This is a genomic window from Bacillus altitudinis 41KF2b (genome assembly GCF_000691145.1).
GTDB lineage: Bacteria > Bacillota > Bacilli > Bacillales > Bacillaceae > Bacillus > Bacillus altitudinis.
The window spans coordinates 30511-45707 of the sequence record NZ_ASJC01000001.1; the positions used below are offsets into that span (position 1 = coordinate 30511).

Genomic DNA, 15197 nt, shown 5'->3' on the forward strand with positions numbered 1-15197 from the left:
GAAAAGCGAAGAGGCGTTTTGATGATGACAGCCCTTTATTTCACATATTGAATGAGCAAAAAAGCAATTTCATTTTTTGACGGAACATACGATCTCCTATTAAAATAGGGGTAACTAAGAAACATGGTGCGTTAAAAGATATAGAAACCAGACAGCATGCTGCTGTTCATCTTGAGCAATACGCTTCATTAATTCCTTTGTTCCTTGATCACGGACATAGTCTGATACCGTTAAGTAAAAATCGACTGTTTTTTGTTCGTCTTTAAAGGCAAATAAGAGACCTTCCCTAAATTGGTCTGGACAAGGCTCTGTTATGCTTGGTTTGTGGTTTTTACCAGTCAAAGAATAGTATAGCTTTGTAAATAGCTGATAATGTCTGACTTCATCCTGACGTATTTCTTGAATGATTTTTTTCGCTTCAGGATTTTTTGCTTTTTGTGCAAGTTTTTCATAGCATTGGATCGCAGAATATTCGCCATTGATGGCCTTTTCAAGGTCTGCAATGATCCTTGTGTTTTGGCGCATGTCATATGGCGAGTAGTCATAATAACCGTAATACATGATATTGCCAGCCTCCTTTTAGATCATGATGGTTTATGATATGAAAAGAGTCGGGAAAGGTGCCTATTTTCTTTTCAATCGGAGGAGAAAGGGAAGGTGATAGGAAAATAGCTATTTACCTTTATTTTCGCTAGAATATGAGTACATAAGAAAGGTGTTGTGGAACGTGGAGATTCAGTTTTTAGCAGGCAGATCGGGGAGTGGAAAAACGACTGCAATTCTAGAAGAAATCAAAGAACAACTGCGGCTTGATCCGCTGGGTCCGCCAATCATTTTTTTAGTCCCGGATCAAATGACATTTTTAATGGAATATGAGCTTGCAAAAACGTCTGAAGCTGGTGGAATGATCAGGGCCAAAGTCTTTAGTTTTACTCGGCTTGCCTGGTCTATATTACAGCAGACTGGCGGTGCGAACCGTCAATTTGTCACAAGCACAGGAATTCAAATGCTCTTAAGAAAAGTAATAGAAGAACAGAAAGACAAGTTTAAGGTATTCAAAAAGGCGAGTGATAAACCGGGATTTGTTGAGCAAATAGAAAAGACGATGGCTGAATTCAAAAGGTACTGTATGATGCCGGAGGATATTGAAAAAATCTCGGCATCCAGTATGCATTCAGAGTATACAGAAGAAAGACGTGCGGCGGAAAAATTGCATGATCTTCATGTTCTTTATCAGCAGATGGAGCAGCATCTGCAAGATGAGTATGTGCACTCAGAGGATTACTTGACACTTCTGGCTCAGCAAATTCCTTTATCAGAAGAATTGAGAGGGGCACACATTTATATAGATGGTTTTTATCAGTTTACCCCCCAGCAGCTTCTTGTCATTGAACAGCTTTTGCTACATGCCGAAAAAATAACAGCTGCATTCACAGTGGATCGTTCCTATCATGACACGCAGCCAAATGAACTTGATTTATTTCGCATGACAGGTAAGACATATTCCCAGCTTTATCAGTTGGCCAAAGAGTGCGGAGCGGCTATTTCTGAGAACATTTTGGAGAGAAATAAGCGGCATCTTCATACCCCAGATCTAGCTTATTTAGAAAATCAATATGAACAGAGACCTTTGCAGCCGTATCAAGAAGAAACGCCTCACCTTACCGTATCGAAAAGTGCAAATAAACGAGCTGAAATTGAGGGAGTAGCGAGAGATATTCTTGCTTTAGTAAGAGAGGAAGGTCTTAGGTTACGAGATATCTCAATCGTTGCAAGACATGTAGACGACTATAAAGATACGTTAAAAGAGGTGTTTCGAGATTACGATATTCCTTTCTTTATTGATGGAAATGAATCGATGCAGTATCATCCGCTCATTGAGTTCATTCGCTCGAGCCTCGATGTCATAAAAGGGAACTGGCGGTATGAGGCGGTGTTTCGCTGTGTGAAAACGGAGTTCTTATTTCCGCTTGAACTCGCTAAAAACAAAGCGAGAGAACAGGCGGATCAGCTTGAAAACTATTGTATTGCTTACGGTGTAAAAGGTGAACGCTGGACGAATGGTTCACGCTTTCATTATCGCCGCTTTCAATCATTAGATGAAGATTTTGGACAAACCGATCAAGAAATAGAAATGGAGCAAATGCTGAATGATGTAAAAGAATGGATTGTTCCGCCACTCTTTCAATTGCAAAAAAGATTGAAAAAAGCGCAAAAGCTAAGAGACATGGTGGAGGCAGTGTATGTCTTTCTAGAGGAAGCCCAAGTGCCAGAAAAGCTTGAAAAGGCAAGGCTTGAGGCAGAAGAAGCAGGCAGATTAGCTGAAGCGATGCAGCATGGGCAAGTGTGGGATGCTGTCATTCAATTGATGGATGAATTTGTTGAAATGCTGGGCGAGGAGGTGCTCTCATTTCAATTATTTCAACAGATGATGGATACAGGACTGTCCTCTCTCAAGTTCGCTTTGATTCCCCCTTCACTTGATCAGGTGTTTATCGGAAGTATGGATTTATCCAGAATGTATCAAGTAAAGTGTACGTTTGTCATTGGAGTAAATGATGGAGTTATACCTGCACGGCCCTCTGATGAAAGTGTATTGTCTGAAGACGACCGGGAATGGTTAAAACGGGCAGGAGCAGAGCTGGCAGAGACAGGGAAGGAACGGCTGCTGGATGAACAATTTTTGATTTATCAAGCGCTGTCCAGTCCATCGCACTACCTGTATGTATCCTATTCAGCTTCAGATACGGAAGGGCGGTCTCTTTTGCCTTCGACCCTCATCAAGTATTGTGAGGAACTGATGCCAAACCATCAGCAAGCCCTCTATGTGTTAGATCCAGAGCAGTTGGATGATCAGGAGCAATTAAAATTTGTAACAAACGAGCATGTCTCGTTATCCTATACCGTTTCGCAGCTGCAACAATGGCTCAATCAATATCCGATCAGCGGCGTATGGTGGAGTGTATATAATCATTTGATGACCTCGTCCAACCGCGACGTATCAAATAAAATCATGTCCAGCTTGTTCTTTACAAATAGAGCGACACGTTTAAATCCGAATGTCACAAAAGAACTTTACGGTGACCATATTCAGGGCAGTGTTTCAAGAATGGAGAAATTCAATGCATGTGCATTTTCTCATTTTGCTTCCCACGGGTTAAAACTAAAAGATCGACAATTTTACAAATTAGAAGCACCTGATATCGGTCAGCTCTTTCACTCGGCTTTAAAACTGATTTCAGATACGCTTGTTGAACAAAAAAAGGATTGGAAAAACTTAACGAAGGAAGATTGTGTGACCTACTCAAGGCATGCAATCGAACAGCTGGCTCCACGTCTGCAAAAAGAAATTTTATTAAGCTCTAATCGGCATGCTTATATCAAAGAAAAGCTCCAAAAAATCCTCATCAGGGTGTCTTCTATATTAAGCGAACATGCAAAAGTGAGCGGATTCTCTCCGGTTGGACTTGAGTTAGGTTTTGGAGGTCAAGGACCTCTGCCGCCGTTTACTTTTCAATTAAAAAACGGCTGCACGATGGAGCTTGTTGGAAGGATTGACCGAGTGGATAAAGCAGAAGGATCAAAAGGACTTCTATTAAGAATTGTCGACTATAAGTCCAGTGAGAAGGGGCTTGATCTAGCAGAAGTTTACTACGGTTTAGCCTTGCAAATGCTCACTTATTTAGACCTGACCATTACGTATTCTAAAGAATGGCTTGGCATGGAAGCGACACCGGCAGGGATTTTATACTTCCATATTCATGACCCGCTGATTCAAGCGCCTATTCCGCTCGCAGAGGATGCAATTGAGCAGGAAATATTGAAGAAATTTAAAATGAAGGGTCTATTGCTCGAAGATGTGGAAGCAGTGAAGTTGATGGATCAAACACTCGAATCAGGAAGATCACAAGTCATCCAAGCTGGTTTGAAAAAGGATGGTTCTTTCCGATCTGACTCTGCGGTATTAAGTGAAGATCATTTTCACATTCTCACAAAACACGTTCGGCGAACCTTTGAAGAGGCAGGAGAAAGAATTACAAGCGGTGAGGTAGAGATAAACCCATATAAATTAAAGGATCAAACCCCTTGCCGCTTTTGCTCCTTTAAGTCTATTTGCCAATTTGATGAATCAATAGAAGATAATGAATTTAGGGTGCTCACCTCTGAGAAGGATGATGTCATGTTAGACCGGATCAAAAAAGAAGGGGATCAGTATGCAAATACCAAAACCGAATAACAGTACTTGGACAGATGACCAATGGAACGCCATCGTTTCAGAAGGACAAGATATTCTTGTTGCTGCGGCGGCGGGGTCAGGGAAAACAGCGGTCTTGGTTGAACGGCTCATTCGAAAAATGACTCGGCCGGAGCAGCCAGTTGATGTGGACAGGCTGCTCGTAGTGACTTTTACCAATGCTTCAGCAGCAGAAATGAAGCACCGGATCACTGAAGCACTTGAAAAAGAACTATCTAAAAAACCTGGTTCCCTTCATATGCGGAGACAACTGTCACTTATGAATCGTGCCAATATTTCTACCTTGCACTCCTTTTGTTTGCAAGTTCTGCGCACTTTTTATTATGAGATTGACCTTGATCCAGGTTTTCGTTTGGCTGATCAAACAGAAGGAGAATTACTAGGAGATGAAGTGTTAGATGAACTGTTTGAGGATGAGTATAAGGCTGGAAAGCCGTCATTCTTTGAACTCGTTGATCGTTACACATCTGATCGGCATGATTTAGATCTTCAATGGCTTGTCAAAAGAATTTATGAGTTTTCTAGGTCACATCCAGCTCCCGAACAATGGATGCGGGCATTCCTTTCTCTTTATGATGTGGATACACAGACAAAGGTAGAAGAATTACCCTTTTATCCATATATCAAAGAGGACCTTTCTCTCGTTTTAAGAAGCTGTCAGGAACTGCTGGAACAAGCGCTCAATTTATCAAAAGAGCCGGGCGGTCCAGCACCGAGAGCAGAGAATTTTATAGATGATTTAGAGCAAGTAAATGAATTAATAAGGCATCAAGATGATTTTGGAACACTTTATGAGCTTTTGCCAAACATCAATTTTAAAAGGTTAAAGACTTGCAAAGGGGATGACTATGACCCAGCTCTGTTAGAAAAAGCAACAGATGCACGCAATCAAGCCAAAAAACAATTAGAAAAGCTAAAAGATGAATACTTTATGCGCAGTCCCGATCAGCATTTAAAAAGCTTGGCTGAAATGAAGTCAGTTGTAGAAACACTTGTAGAGCTTGTGATTCAATATGGAGAGCGTTTCGAGAGAGCAAAACAAGAAAAATCAATCGTAGACTTTTCTGATCTAGAACATTATTGTTTGCGCATTTTAGCGAAGCAGGACGCAGAAGGAAATCTCATTGAAACAGAAGCGGCTAAGTACTATCAACAGCAATTTGAAGAAGTACTCGTGGATGAATACCAGGATACAAACCTTGTCCAAGAAACGATTTTAAAGCTTGTGTCTAAAGGGAAACATCCTGCCGAAGGCAACCGCTTTATGGTTGGTGATGTGAAGCAGTCCATTTATCGCTTTAGACTTGCAGAGCCGATGCTCTTTTTAAATAAATATAAACATTTTAAAGCAGACAGCAATGAAACAGGTAAAAGAATTGATCTAAATAAAAACTTCCGTAGCCGGGCTGATGTTTTAGACAGTACCAACTTTCTGTTCAAACAGCTGATGGGAGAAACGGTTGGAGAAATTGAATATGATGAACAAGCTGAATTAAAGCTTGGAGCGAGTTATCCGCAAAGTGAAGACACGACGACAGAAATGCTTCTTGTTCATTTAGATCAGCACGACACAGAAAGCGATGAAGAACGAGAAGAGCTAGAGACGGTTCAATTTGAGGCGAGAGTGATTGCAAAGAAAATAAAAGAATTGGTAGAACAGCCTTTTCAAGTGTACGATGCAAAACAGCAGCTGACCCGCAACTTGCAGTATCGAGACATTGTGATCTTGCTTCGATCAATGCCGTGGGCTCCGCAAATGATGGAAGAGTTGAAGAAGCAGGGAATCCCTGTTTATGCGAATCTTTCCTCAGGTTATTTCGAAGCGACAGAAGTATCTGTCATTCTTTCTTTGTTAAAAGTGATTGATAATCCATATCAAGATATTCCGCTCGCTGCTGTTTTAAGGTCACCTATTGTTCATTTAGACGAAAATGAGATGGCACTGATTAGAACCAGTGATAAAAAAGGCACTTATTATGATGCTGTGAAGGCATTTATGAGTGTGACACACTCTGATCATCCGACGTGCAGAAAGCTGGAGCGTTTCTTCCTTCAATTACGCAAATGGCGTGATTTTTCGATTCAGCATTCGGTAGCAGAACTGATTTGGGAAGTGTACCGAGATACACAATATCTAGATTATGTCGGCGGGATGCCAGGAGGCAAGCAAAGACAGGCAAACCTTCGGGCTTTATATGATCGAGCGAAACAGTATGAAAAGGCTGCATTTAGAGGGCTGTTTCGATTTCTTCGATTTATTGAAAGAATGCAAGAGCGTGGAGATGATCTTGGAGCGGCAAAAACGTTCAGTGAAACAGAGGATGTTGTCCGCATGATGACCATTCATAGCAGTAAAGGACTCGAATTCCCTGTTGTGTTTACTGCAGGACTTGGCAGGAACTTTAATATGATGGATCTAAATCAGTCCTACTTGCTCGATAAAGAACTAGGTTTTGGCAGCAAATATATTCATCCTGAGCTGAGAATTAGTTATGCAACATTACCGCTGATCGCGATGAAAAAAAAGATGAGAAAAGAGTTATTATCTGAAGAACTGAGGGTTCTATATGTGGCGCTCACAAGGGCGAAGGAAAAATTATTTTTAGTCGGCTCTGTCAAAAATCAAGTGAAAGCTTTAAGCAAGTGGCAAAATGCCGCAAAAGGAGACGACTGGCTCCTCCCTGATTTTGAACGATATCAAGCGAGAACATACTTAGATTTTATTGGCCCTGCCCTTATCCGTCATCAAGCGATGTCTTCTCTTTTAGAAGAATCGAGAGAAGTCGTTCTCTCTCATCCATCATCATTTTCTATCACCTTTCATCAAGCGTCCGATCTTCTACAAGAAGACATGTCACTTGAAAAACAAAAACAGGACGAAGTGGTACAAGCATTAATGGAAGGGGTGCCTGTTCAAGGATATGGCGATTACGAGGAGGAAGTAAAAGAAAGGCTTTCATGGCGATATCCATATTTAGTGGCCTCCCAAGTAGGGACAAAGCAGTCAGTTTCTGAGATCAAAAGAATGAAAGAAATACAGGATGAATACAGTGTGCCTTCTTCCGTTCGAAAAGCTCGTGCGACATTGTACGAACGACCGGCTTTTATGAAGAAAAAAACACTCACAGCCGCAGAACAAGGGACGGCCATGCATACAGTCATGCAGCATATCCCTCTTCCTTCAAATGAATTATATGATGAATCTCGTGTAGAAGAGCTGCTCCATTCTTTAAAAGAGAAAGACTTACTAACAGATGAACAAATCCAGTCCATCAATCGAGAAGGAATTGTGGCCTTCTTTTCTACTGCTATTGGTCAAAAACTGCGGAAAGCGGACTGGGTGAAACGAGAAGTATCGTTTAGTATGGTTTTACCGGTTAAAGAGGTATACAGCCATATTGATGCAGAAGGTGAACCTGTGCTCATTCAAGGAATGATTGATTGTTTATTTGAAGCAGATGGCAAGCTCTATTTACTTGATTATAAAACAGATCGAGTGACTGGCAGATTCTCAGGTGGATTAGAGGAAGCTGAGGCGATGTTAAAAAAACGCTATGAAACGCAAATATCGTTGTATACAGCAGCGGTAGAGCGTTTAACAAACAGAACATTAGAGGAGAAAATCCTTTATTTCTTTGATGGAAATCTAGAAATTTCTTTATAGGTGGAATGAATGAGAGGTGAATCACATGAGGATTCTGCATACAGCGGATTGGCATCTAGGGAAAACCCTTGAAGGCCGAAGCCGGCTTGAGGAGCAAGCTGAGTTTTTAGATGAATTAAATCAAATCGTCAAGGATGAACACATTGATGTCGTTGTGATGGCTGGAGATGCCTTTGATACAGTGAACCCTCCTGCTCGCGCAGAACAGCTTTTTTATGAAAGTCTGTCTGCATTATCTGATAAAGGAAAGCGTCAGGTGGTTGTGATCTCTGGCAACCATGATAACCCAGACCGTTTATCAGCCGCATCTCCTTTAACGAATGAGCAGGGGATTCATTTAATTGGATATCCGACAAATGATTTAATTCATGTCGATGTTCCTTCTGCAAGTGAACGTCTATCTATTGCAGCACTCGCTTACCCGTCCGAAGCAAGGCTCAACGAAGTGCTGGCTGAAACATTTGAAGAGAAACTGCTCCGTGATCAGTACAATTTAAAAATACAACAAATGTTTCAACATTTAAGCAGCCAATTTCAGGCGGATACGGTCAATATCGCAACAAGTCATATTTATGTGGCAGGTGGCAGTCAAACGGATTCGGAAAGGCCGATTGAAGTAGGAGGCGCATATACCGTTGCGGCCGAAAGTCTGCCTGAGGCGGCTTGTTATGTCGCACTGGGGCATTTGCATCGCCCCCAAACCATTAAACGTGCCAAAACGATTGCCCGCTATTCTGGATCTCCACTTGCATACAGCTTTTCTGAAGCAGGCTACGCCAAATCAGTCACCATTGTGGATGCAAAACCGAATGAAACAGCAAGCTGGAAAGAAGTGTTTTTATCAAGCGGTAAACCACTTATGAAGTGGAAGGCGACTGAAGGACTGAGCCAAGTACACAGTTGGCTGGATGAAAAGCGGGATCTTCAAGCCTGGATTGATTTAGAGATTCACTTAACAGATCAGCTGTCGATCGAACAAATTCATCAGCTTAGAAAACAGCATAGTGGATTTGTCCATATTAGACCAAAGTTTAAAGAGTTACAGCAAAAAGAAGAACAAAAACAAGTGGAAAAGCTCTCGATTGAAGAGCGGTTCGTGAAATTTTATGAGCGTCAGACAGGTGGAGGTCTACCTGATGAAAAAACCGTCAAGCTATTTTTAGAGCTTGCCAATGACATGCAAGAGGAGGAAGCGAATTGAAGCCGATCACGCTAACCATTAAAGGACTTCATAGCTTCAGAGAAGAGCAAACCATTGACTTTAGCTCCTTATGTGATGCAGGTGTGTTTGGTATTTTTGGACCGACTGGAAGCGGAAAATCGTCCATATTAGATGCCATGACACTCGCACTCTATGGCAAGGTCGAACGTGCACTCAATAATACGCATGGTATTTTGAACCAAGCTGAAGAAAAGCTGTCTGTCTCCTTTACGTTCGCTTTGCAAAGGGAACACCATATTTCTTATAAAGTGGAACGTGCCTTTAAACGGGCAGATGAAATGAAGGTTAGAACGACGTTATGCCGATTGATTGAAATTGGTGATACGCAGACAGTTCTTGCAGATAAAGCAAGTGAGGTCAATCGTAAAATAGAAGAATTACTTGGTTTAACCATTGACGATTTTACGAGAGCGGTTGTTTTACCCCAAGGAAAGTTTGCGGAATTCCTTTCATTGAAAGGAGCCGACAGACGCCAAATGCTGCAGCGCTTGTTTAATTTGGAGAAATATGGTGATCAGCTCGTCAAACGTTTACGCGCAAAGGCTCAAAATCACTATGGACAGAAAAACGAACTGCTGGCTGAACTGACTGGATTAGGAGAAGCTGGTCCAGAGGCATTAGCGAAAGCTAAAGAAGCAGCTGCGCAGGCGCAAGCTATTTTTCTTGAGAAAAAACAAACGCGGGACGAAGCGTTCACTACTTTTACAAAAGCGCAAGCCATCTGGCAGTATCAAAAGGAACAAGAAGCGTACGAGAAGGAACAAAACAAACTCAATCTACTGGCACCAACGATGGAAGAGAAAAAGAATCAACTTCGCATTGCAGAGCAGGCAGAGACATTAAAGCCTTATGCGGATGCATTAACAAAGGCTGAAAAGCAGCTCTCTCAAGCATCAAAAGAGAAGCAGGAAGCAGAAAAACATTTACTTCATCAACGAACGATCTATGATCAAATGACGCAGGAGTATGAGCAAACGCGGCAAAAGAAAATGGAAAATGAGCCAGAGCTTCTTCAAAAGAAAGAGCAGCTGATTCAATTAAAAGAAATTGAACGAAAAAAAGAAACAGCTCTTCAGGAAAAGACCGTACTAGAGCAGCAAAACCATGAAAAAGCGCAGCAATTGACTCAAAAAAAAGCGGAAGCCGAAAACGTGCAATCTTTATTAGAGCGTGCGCTTGCGAAACAAACACAGTTGAAGCATGAGCTGGAACAATTACAAGTCTCTGTCAAAGAGCGGAAACTTGTACAAGACGCACTTCGTTTCAGTGAAAATGTTCAAAGAATGAATGTGAGCATTCAAAAGGAAGAACAAAAGATTGAGGAGCTAAGACAGCGTTCAGCACAGGCGACACAATCATATGAAAAGCTTCAAAAACAGCAAAAAGATCATCATGAAAAAATAAATCAATCGTTTCAAGCGATAGAACAATTGTATTTTTATGTATGTGAATTTGAACGAGGTCTTACAGAATGGAGTCATAAAGAGCAGGACAAAAAACAAGAAAAATTAAAACAGCGTGATGTTGTCAGATCGGCAGAATTAAGAAAAGAATTAGCGGCAGAGCTAGTAGACGGTGAACCATGTCCTGTTTGTGGATCGATTCATCATGATCCAAATGCTGTGATAGACAATGACCATGAAGAAACGGTTGCCCAAATTGATGAATGGATTGTAAAAATGGATAAAGAGCTCAAGCTGGCAGAGGAATATGCTAGAGACATGTTTGCTGCAAAGCAGCTGCTTGAAACGCATGCCAATCAATTAGTTAAACAGTTCTCCTTTTTATCTCAAAAAGCCCCCGATTCGGAAGTAGCTGCAGCAGTAGAAGCAGTACAGAATCCGCAGTCTTTGCACCAGCTGATTCAAGAATGGAAAGGTGTAAAACAAGATATTCAAGCAATCGAAAGCAAACGAGCTCGTTTAATGGACGTCACTTATGATCAAGCGGCAGAAATGAGCAAAGTAAAAGATCAACTGACATTTGAGCAGCAGCGCATACAAGAACTAGACATGCTGATCAAGGAGCTTCGATCTGAGCTTTCCGAACAACTGACGCAATTTGAACAGACCTTTCCTCACCTGACAATCAACCAAGTGCAGGAAATGCAGCAACAAATTGACGAAAAGGATCAACAAGCGGAAGGTTATCAAGAGCGTATTGAGAAGAGTATTTCTTTTCTAGAGGAAAAACAGCAGGCAAAAGAGCATCTGCAAACAGCCATATACGATCTAGAGAAGGAACTCGATAAGTTGGCGCATCAGCTCGGAAGCCAGCAACACCTGATCGATCAATATGAAACAGATTTACAGCGATATCCTTTAAAAGCCGCTTCTCTTTCTGATGAACTGGACGAAGTTCAACAATCTCTTGCTCATTTAAATGAAAAAGAACAGCAATCGTACGAGCAATTTAAGCATGCACAGCAATTATTTAGTGAGGCACAAAGCCATTTCTCAAGCAGTGAACGTCAGCTCCAAGAGGCGAAGCGGCGAAAACAAGAAGCTGAGAAAGCGTGGCAAAAAGAAACAGCATCTACTCCTTTTGCTCATCCTCAGGAGATAGCACCTGCTTTAATGGATCGATCTGTACGTCTTACAGTCAAACAGGAAATTGATGAATTTGAGGATAAAAGAAAGCAATGTGCAGCAAACTTAAAGCGAATTTCTGAACTGTTAAAAGGTGAGTCGCTGGATGAAGACGAGTGGACAGACATTCAACTAAAAAAAGAAGCGGCAGAAAAAGCGCTTGAAGAAGCGACAGCGCTGAGTGGATCTGCACAAGAGCATCTGCGAGTGATTGAAACAAACCATCAGCGCTTTGCAAGCATTCATGAACGTCTTGAAGAATTGCAACAAGAAATTGACCGGCTGGATAAGCTTCAAACTGTGTTTAAAGGGAATACGTTTGTTGAGTTCCTAGCAGAAGAACAGTTAGAAAGTGTCAGCCGCGATGCTTCTCATCGTCTTGGGATTTTGACAAGACAAAGATATGCCATTGAAGTCGATTCAGAGGGCGGTTTTGTGATGCGGGATGATGCCAATGGAGGTGTCAGACGTCCGGTATCCAGCTTGTCTGGGGGAGAAACTTTCCTGACGTCTTTAGCACTTGCTCTTGCTCTGTCTGCACAAATTCAGCTGAGAGGTGAGTTCCCGCTGCAATTCTTCTTCTTAGATGAAGGATTTGGTACACTCGATCAAGACTTGTTAGATACGGTGATTACAGCATTAGAGAAGCTACAGTCTCAAAATTTGGCCGTTGGTGTGATCAGCCATGTGGAAGAATTAAAGATGAGACTGCCAAAGAAACTGATTGTCCACCCAGCAGATCCAAGCGGGAAAGGAACAACAGTCTCGATGGAATTAATGTAAAGTGAGGTGATCTCAGGTTGGCAAAGCAAACGATTGGATTATGTGAGCTGTGCGGAAGACAAGAGGTCGTCCTTACGGAACATCACTTGACCCCAAAAGAAGAGGGAGGGGCCTTTCTACCGACTACCTTCCTGTGTATCCCTTGCCATAAACAAGTACATGCTCTTTATACAAACCAGGAGCTTGCCGCACGTTTGAATACGCTGGATGCACTAAGACAAGATGAAAAGCTTGTTCCGTACATCAAATGGATTCGAAAGCAGCCGGCAAGCAAGCTGGTCAAAACAAAGAAATCAAGACAACGTAGAAAGAAATGAGCATAAAAAAGCGCTCCTCTAAATGAAATGAGTGTAGAGGAGCCGCTTTATGCATTGCCTACCATATTCTGATCATTTAAGTCAGGATCCACATAGTTGGTGGCGCTAATGCCATTATTTAAAATCAAGAAATCTCCGGTATTCCCCGCTCCAGAGCCTAAAGCAGATTTTGAAGAACTTTTAGGCGAAAGATAAAATGAGTCACCGACGTTTACGACGCCCCCAGAAATCGAGTTAATGTAAATGGGTCCGACAATTGCTGGCATAATCGACATCCTTTATTCGAAGTCATATCACCATCATATGCGCAGGTAGGTCCAATTGTGAGTTTGGCGGATGTTCGTCATTGTTGCTAAATAACTCTCGAATATGCTTCACTCGCGCAACGGCATTTATTCCGCACGTAGAGCCAATTTGATAGATAGACGAAGAAGAGACCCCTTCTACATGAATGGACGACACTTTAATGAGAGGCTTTTCATGATAAAAGGCCGTTCTAACCGCTCGTTCTGGCAGCATCAATGGGATCGGCTCATAATACACTTCAAATTCTTTTTCATCTAGGTTTTCAGCTTCATTTCCATAAAACAAACTAATGGTTCGCTGGACAGCTAACACCTTCACGTTCGGACAGAGCTCCTGTGTATCACCAATTTGAACAACACTCGCAATCCCGACAGAATTCACCTTCGAGAACTTCACTTGAGATGTGCGCTTAATCATTATCGAGGGGCTAGAGGAACAAACGGGCCAATAATTAATGATTCTGGCGGTGTATCGAAAATCGATGACAGCTGTACATGGTCCGTGTCCCCGATAATAAATAGGGAAGAGGACGATACCCCAACTACTTTAATGCTTCCGGTTTCGATGTTGCGGTTGACGACTGTGAAATTCATCCGTTTTCCTCTCCTTTCGTTTCATTTGGAATATGGGCTAAAAAGTGCTCGATTGCCCGTTTGACATCATGTTTCACGTATTCAGCAATTTGCTCGGAACGTTGAAGCGGGGTCATATCTTCCCTTTGTGGCAGCTGCCCCGCATAATATTTGATTCTGCTGTCTATTTGTTTTCGAATGTCCTCAATAATATGGTGTTTGTTGCTTTCATCAAGCGAGCCTTCGTATCGCTGCTCTAGTTCTTCAAGAAGCTGCGGTGCTTCTTCATTTAAGAATGCATCGACAAGCTGGCGTGTTTGATTGAAAAATTGATCAGCCATTTCTTGCTGCATCATTCCAATTCCCGGGGTTGTTGTTTGGCCCACTTCAAAATTTTGAACACTATTTGGATCAGATGGATTGAGACCGATATTTAATGTGCCTTCCAGCCGCTCGATTTTCAGTTGATCAAATTGATAATCAATCCGTTCAATCGTCGTTGTCGGTTTATCTTTGATCATTTGCATTTCCTGCTGAAGCTCGTTAAGCCTTTTTTCAAGCATCATGATTTGCTGTGTTTGCTTTTGAATGATGCCATACATTTGTGAAGCGCTGTTTTGATAGTCATACATATGCATACACCTCCGGGGATTGCAGATGAACTTATGTTGTTGGTGACTGAAGCGGTACAAAAGGTGCCGTGCTTGCGCCCTGAGACTCTTCAATTCCTTGTGTGCCTGCTGCGGCAGGTGCTGCTTCTACGTAGCTACCAGTGTTATACAGATTGGAGAGTGCTTTGATTGATCCAGCACTGCCGATTTGCAGAACGGATGAGTTACTCACAGACTCCACACGTAAGTAATTAATTTGTATCGCTTGATTAATATAGAAGTTCAATGGATTCTCACTCCTTACAAGTTACCAACAAGCGGTTGATCAATGACATCACTATCATACGTATTTGTCACACTTTTATAGTTGCTAATGCGTAATTGATCACCAGTGTTAAAACTGCCTGCGCCGGCAAACGTTTTAACCTGACTATTTGGAGAAATGGTGATGCAATCTCCAACATGAACGACTCCGCTCGTTCCGACGGCATTTACTTTAAAGGCTCCAACAATAGCCGGCATAGCGGTGCACATCCTTTAGAAAAATAGGGCACTTCGTTTTTGGGCGTTTCACCATAGCTTATGATGGGTCTTTTAATATGTGATTGTCTTTTTGAAGAACTTTGATGAGAGGAATGAAGTGTATGGTTTACCCTTTATTCGAGCATTCTTTAGAGGTGGTTTTGATGCCTTTATTCAAGAGTGTGTCAAGCTCTTGACTGCACCTGATGGTTTCTTCGGCATTCATTCCGAATTTTTTTGCGGTCTCAATCAAATGTAATCTTTTTTGTTCAATTTCATAATTGATCATAACGGACGCCAACTCTCACATTTTTTATCAAATAGAAGGATATGGTTAGTATACCCTATTTTTCTATA

13 protein-coding genes are annotated in these 15197 nt (G+C 41.8%); 5 read left to right on the forward strand and 8 right to left on the reverse strand.

Annotated features, from left to right (window positions below; all coding sequences use genetic code 11):
- Window positions 1-114: 114 nt before the first annotated feature.
- Entirely contained in the window at window positions 115-561 is a 447-nt protein-coding gene (locus tag BA79_RS00160; RefSeq protein ID WP_007499129.1) for a ferritin-like domain-containing protein, read from the reverse strand.
- A gap of 166 nt (window positions 562-727) precedes the next feature.
- Here BA79_RS00160 and addB point away from each other — a divergent pair, with 166 nt between their 5' ends.
- From addB to BA79_RS00185, 5 genes are read left to right on the forward strand one after another with little or no spacing between them, the layout of a single operon-like run.
- A complete protein-coding gene (gene addB, locus BA79_RS00165) occupies window positions 728-4237 on the forward strand; it encodes a helicase-exonuclease AddAB subunit AddB (RefSeq protein ID WP_035700190.1) in 3510 nt (1169 codons plus the stop codon).
- Window positions 4215-7919, forward strand: coding sequence for a helicase-exonuclease AddAB subunit AddA (gene addA, locus BA79_RS00170; protein ID WP_035700193.1), 3705 nt, complete (start codon window positions 4215-4217; stop codon window positions 7917-7919). The genes addB and addA overlap by 23 nt, the downstream gene beginning before the upstream one ends.
- Before the next feature lie 25 nt (window positions 7920-7944).
- Window positions 7945-9120, forward strand: a complete 1176-nt coding sequence (gene sbcD, locus BA79_RS00175) for an exonuclease subunit SbcD (protein WP_008348619.1) — start codon at window positions 7945-7947, stop codon at window positions 9118-9120.
- Complete coding sequence (gene sbcC, locus BA79_RS00180) at window positions 9117-12512, forward strand: exonuclease subunit SbcC (RefSeq protein WP_035700196.1); 3396 nt, start codon at window positions 9117-9119, stop codon at window positions 12510-12512. Before sbcD ends, sbcC begins: the two co-directional genes overlap by 4 nt.
- A 17-nt stretch (window positions 12513-12529) precedes the next feature.
- A complete protein-coding gene (locus BA79_RS00185; protein ID WP_035700204.1) occupies window positions 12530-12829 on the forward strand; it encodes a hypothetical protein in 300 nt (99 codons plus the stop codon).
- 47 nt (window positions 12830-12876) lie between these two features.
- Here the strand turns inward: BA79_RS00185 and BA79_RS00190 are convergent, their stop codons facing one another.
- From BA79_RS00190 to BA79_RS00220, 7 genes are all read right to left on the reverse strand, one after another.
- Window positions 12877-13095: a spore germination protein gene (locus BA79_RS00190; protein WP_003211468.1), complete on the reverse strand. Its 219-nt coding sequence runs from the start codon at window positions 13093-13095 to the stop codon at window positions 12877-12879.
- 22 nt (window positions 13096-13117) lie between these two features.
- Entirely contained in the window at window positions 13118-13552 is a 435-nt protein-coding gene (locus tag BA79_RS00195) for a spore germination protein GerPE (protein WP_035392488.1), read from the reverse strand.
- Entirely contained in the window at window positions 13552-13728 is a 177-nt protein-coding gene (locus BA79_RS00200; RefSeq protein WP_003210893.1) for a germination protein GerPD, read from the reverse strand. Before BA79_RS00200 ends, BA79_RS00195 begins: the two co-directional genes overlap by 1 nt.
- Window positions 13725-14339, reverse strand: coding sequence for a spore germination protein GerPC (locus BA79_RS00205; RefSeq protein WP_008348607.1), 615 nt, complete (start codon window positions 14337-14339; stop codon window positions 13725-13727). Before BA79_RS00205 ends, BA79_RS00200 begins: the two co-directional genes overlap by 4 nt.
- 31 nt (window positions 14340-14370) lie before the next feature.
- Window positions 14371-14604, reverse strand: a complete 234-nt coding sequence (locus BA79_RS00210) for a spore germination protein GerPB (RefSeq protein WP_003210877.1) — start codon at window positions 14602-14604, stop codon at window positions 14371-14373.
- Between the two features lie 14 nt (window positions 14605-14618).
- A complete protein-coding gene (locus BA79_RS00215) occupies window positions 14619-14840 on the reverse strand; it encodes a spore germination protein (protein WP_003211745.1) in 222 nt (73 codons plus the stop codon).
- Window positions 14841-14967: 127 nt separating this feature from the next.
- Window positions 14968-15129 carry an aspartyl-phosphate phosphatase Spo0E family protein gene (locus tag BA79_RS00220; RefSeq protein ID WP_008348605.1) on the reverse strand — a complete coding sequence of 54 codons (162 nt, stop codon included), beginning with the start codon at window positions 15127-15129 and terminating at the stop codon, window positions 14968-14970.
- Between the last annotated feature and the right edge of the window lie 68 nt (window positions 15130-15197).

Coding starts and splice junctions, on each gene's coding strand:
- BA79_RS00160 (WP_007499129.1), bottom strand. CDS start 561: ATGTATTACGGTTATTATGACTACTCGCCATATGACATGCGCCAAAAC.
- addA (WP_035700193.1), top strand. CDS start 4,215: ATGCAAATACCAAAACCGAATAACAGTACTTGGACAGATGACCAATGG.
- sbcD (WP_008348619.1), top strand. CDS start 7,945: ATGAGGATTCTGCATACAGCGGATTGGCATCTAGGGAAAACCCTTGAA.
- BA79_RS00190 (WP_003211468.1), bottom strand. CDS start 13,095: ATGCCAGCAATTGTCGGACCCATTTACATTAACTCGATTTCTGGGGGC.
- BA79_RS00195 (WP_035392488.1), bottom strand. CDS start 13,552: ATGATTAAGCGCACATCTCAAGTGAAGTTCTCGAAGGTGAATTCTGTC.
- BA79_RS00200 (WP_003210893.1), bottom strand. CDS start 13,728: ATGAATTTCACAGTCGTCAACCGCAACATCGAAACCGGAAGCATTAAA.
- BA79_RS00205 (WP_008348607.1), bottom strand. CDS start 14,339: ATGTATGACTATCAAAACAGCGCTTCACAAATGTATGGCATCATTCAA.
- BA79_RS00215 (WP_003211745.1), bottom strand. CDS start 14,840: ATGCCGGCTATTGTTGGAGCCTTTAAAGTAAATGCCGTCGGAACGAGC.
- BA79_RS00220 (WP_008348605.1), bottom strand. CDS start 15,129: ATGATCAATTATGAAATTGAACAAAAAAGATTACATTTGATTGAGACC.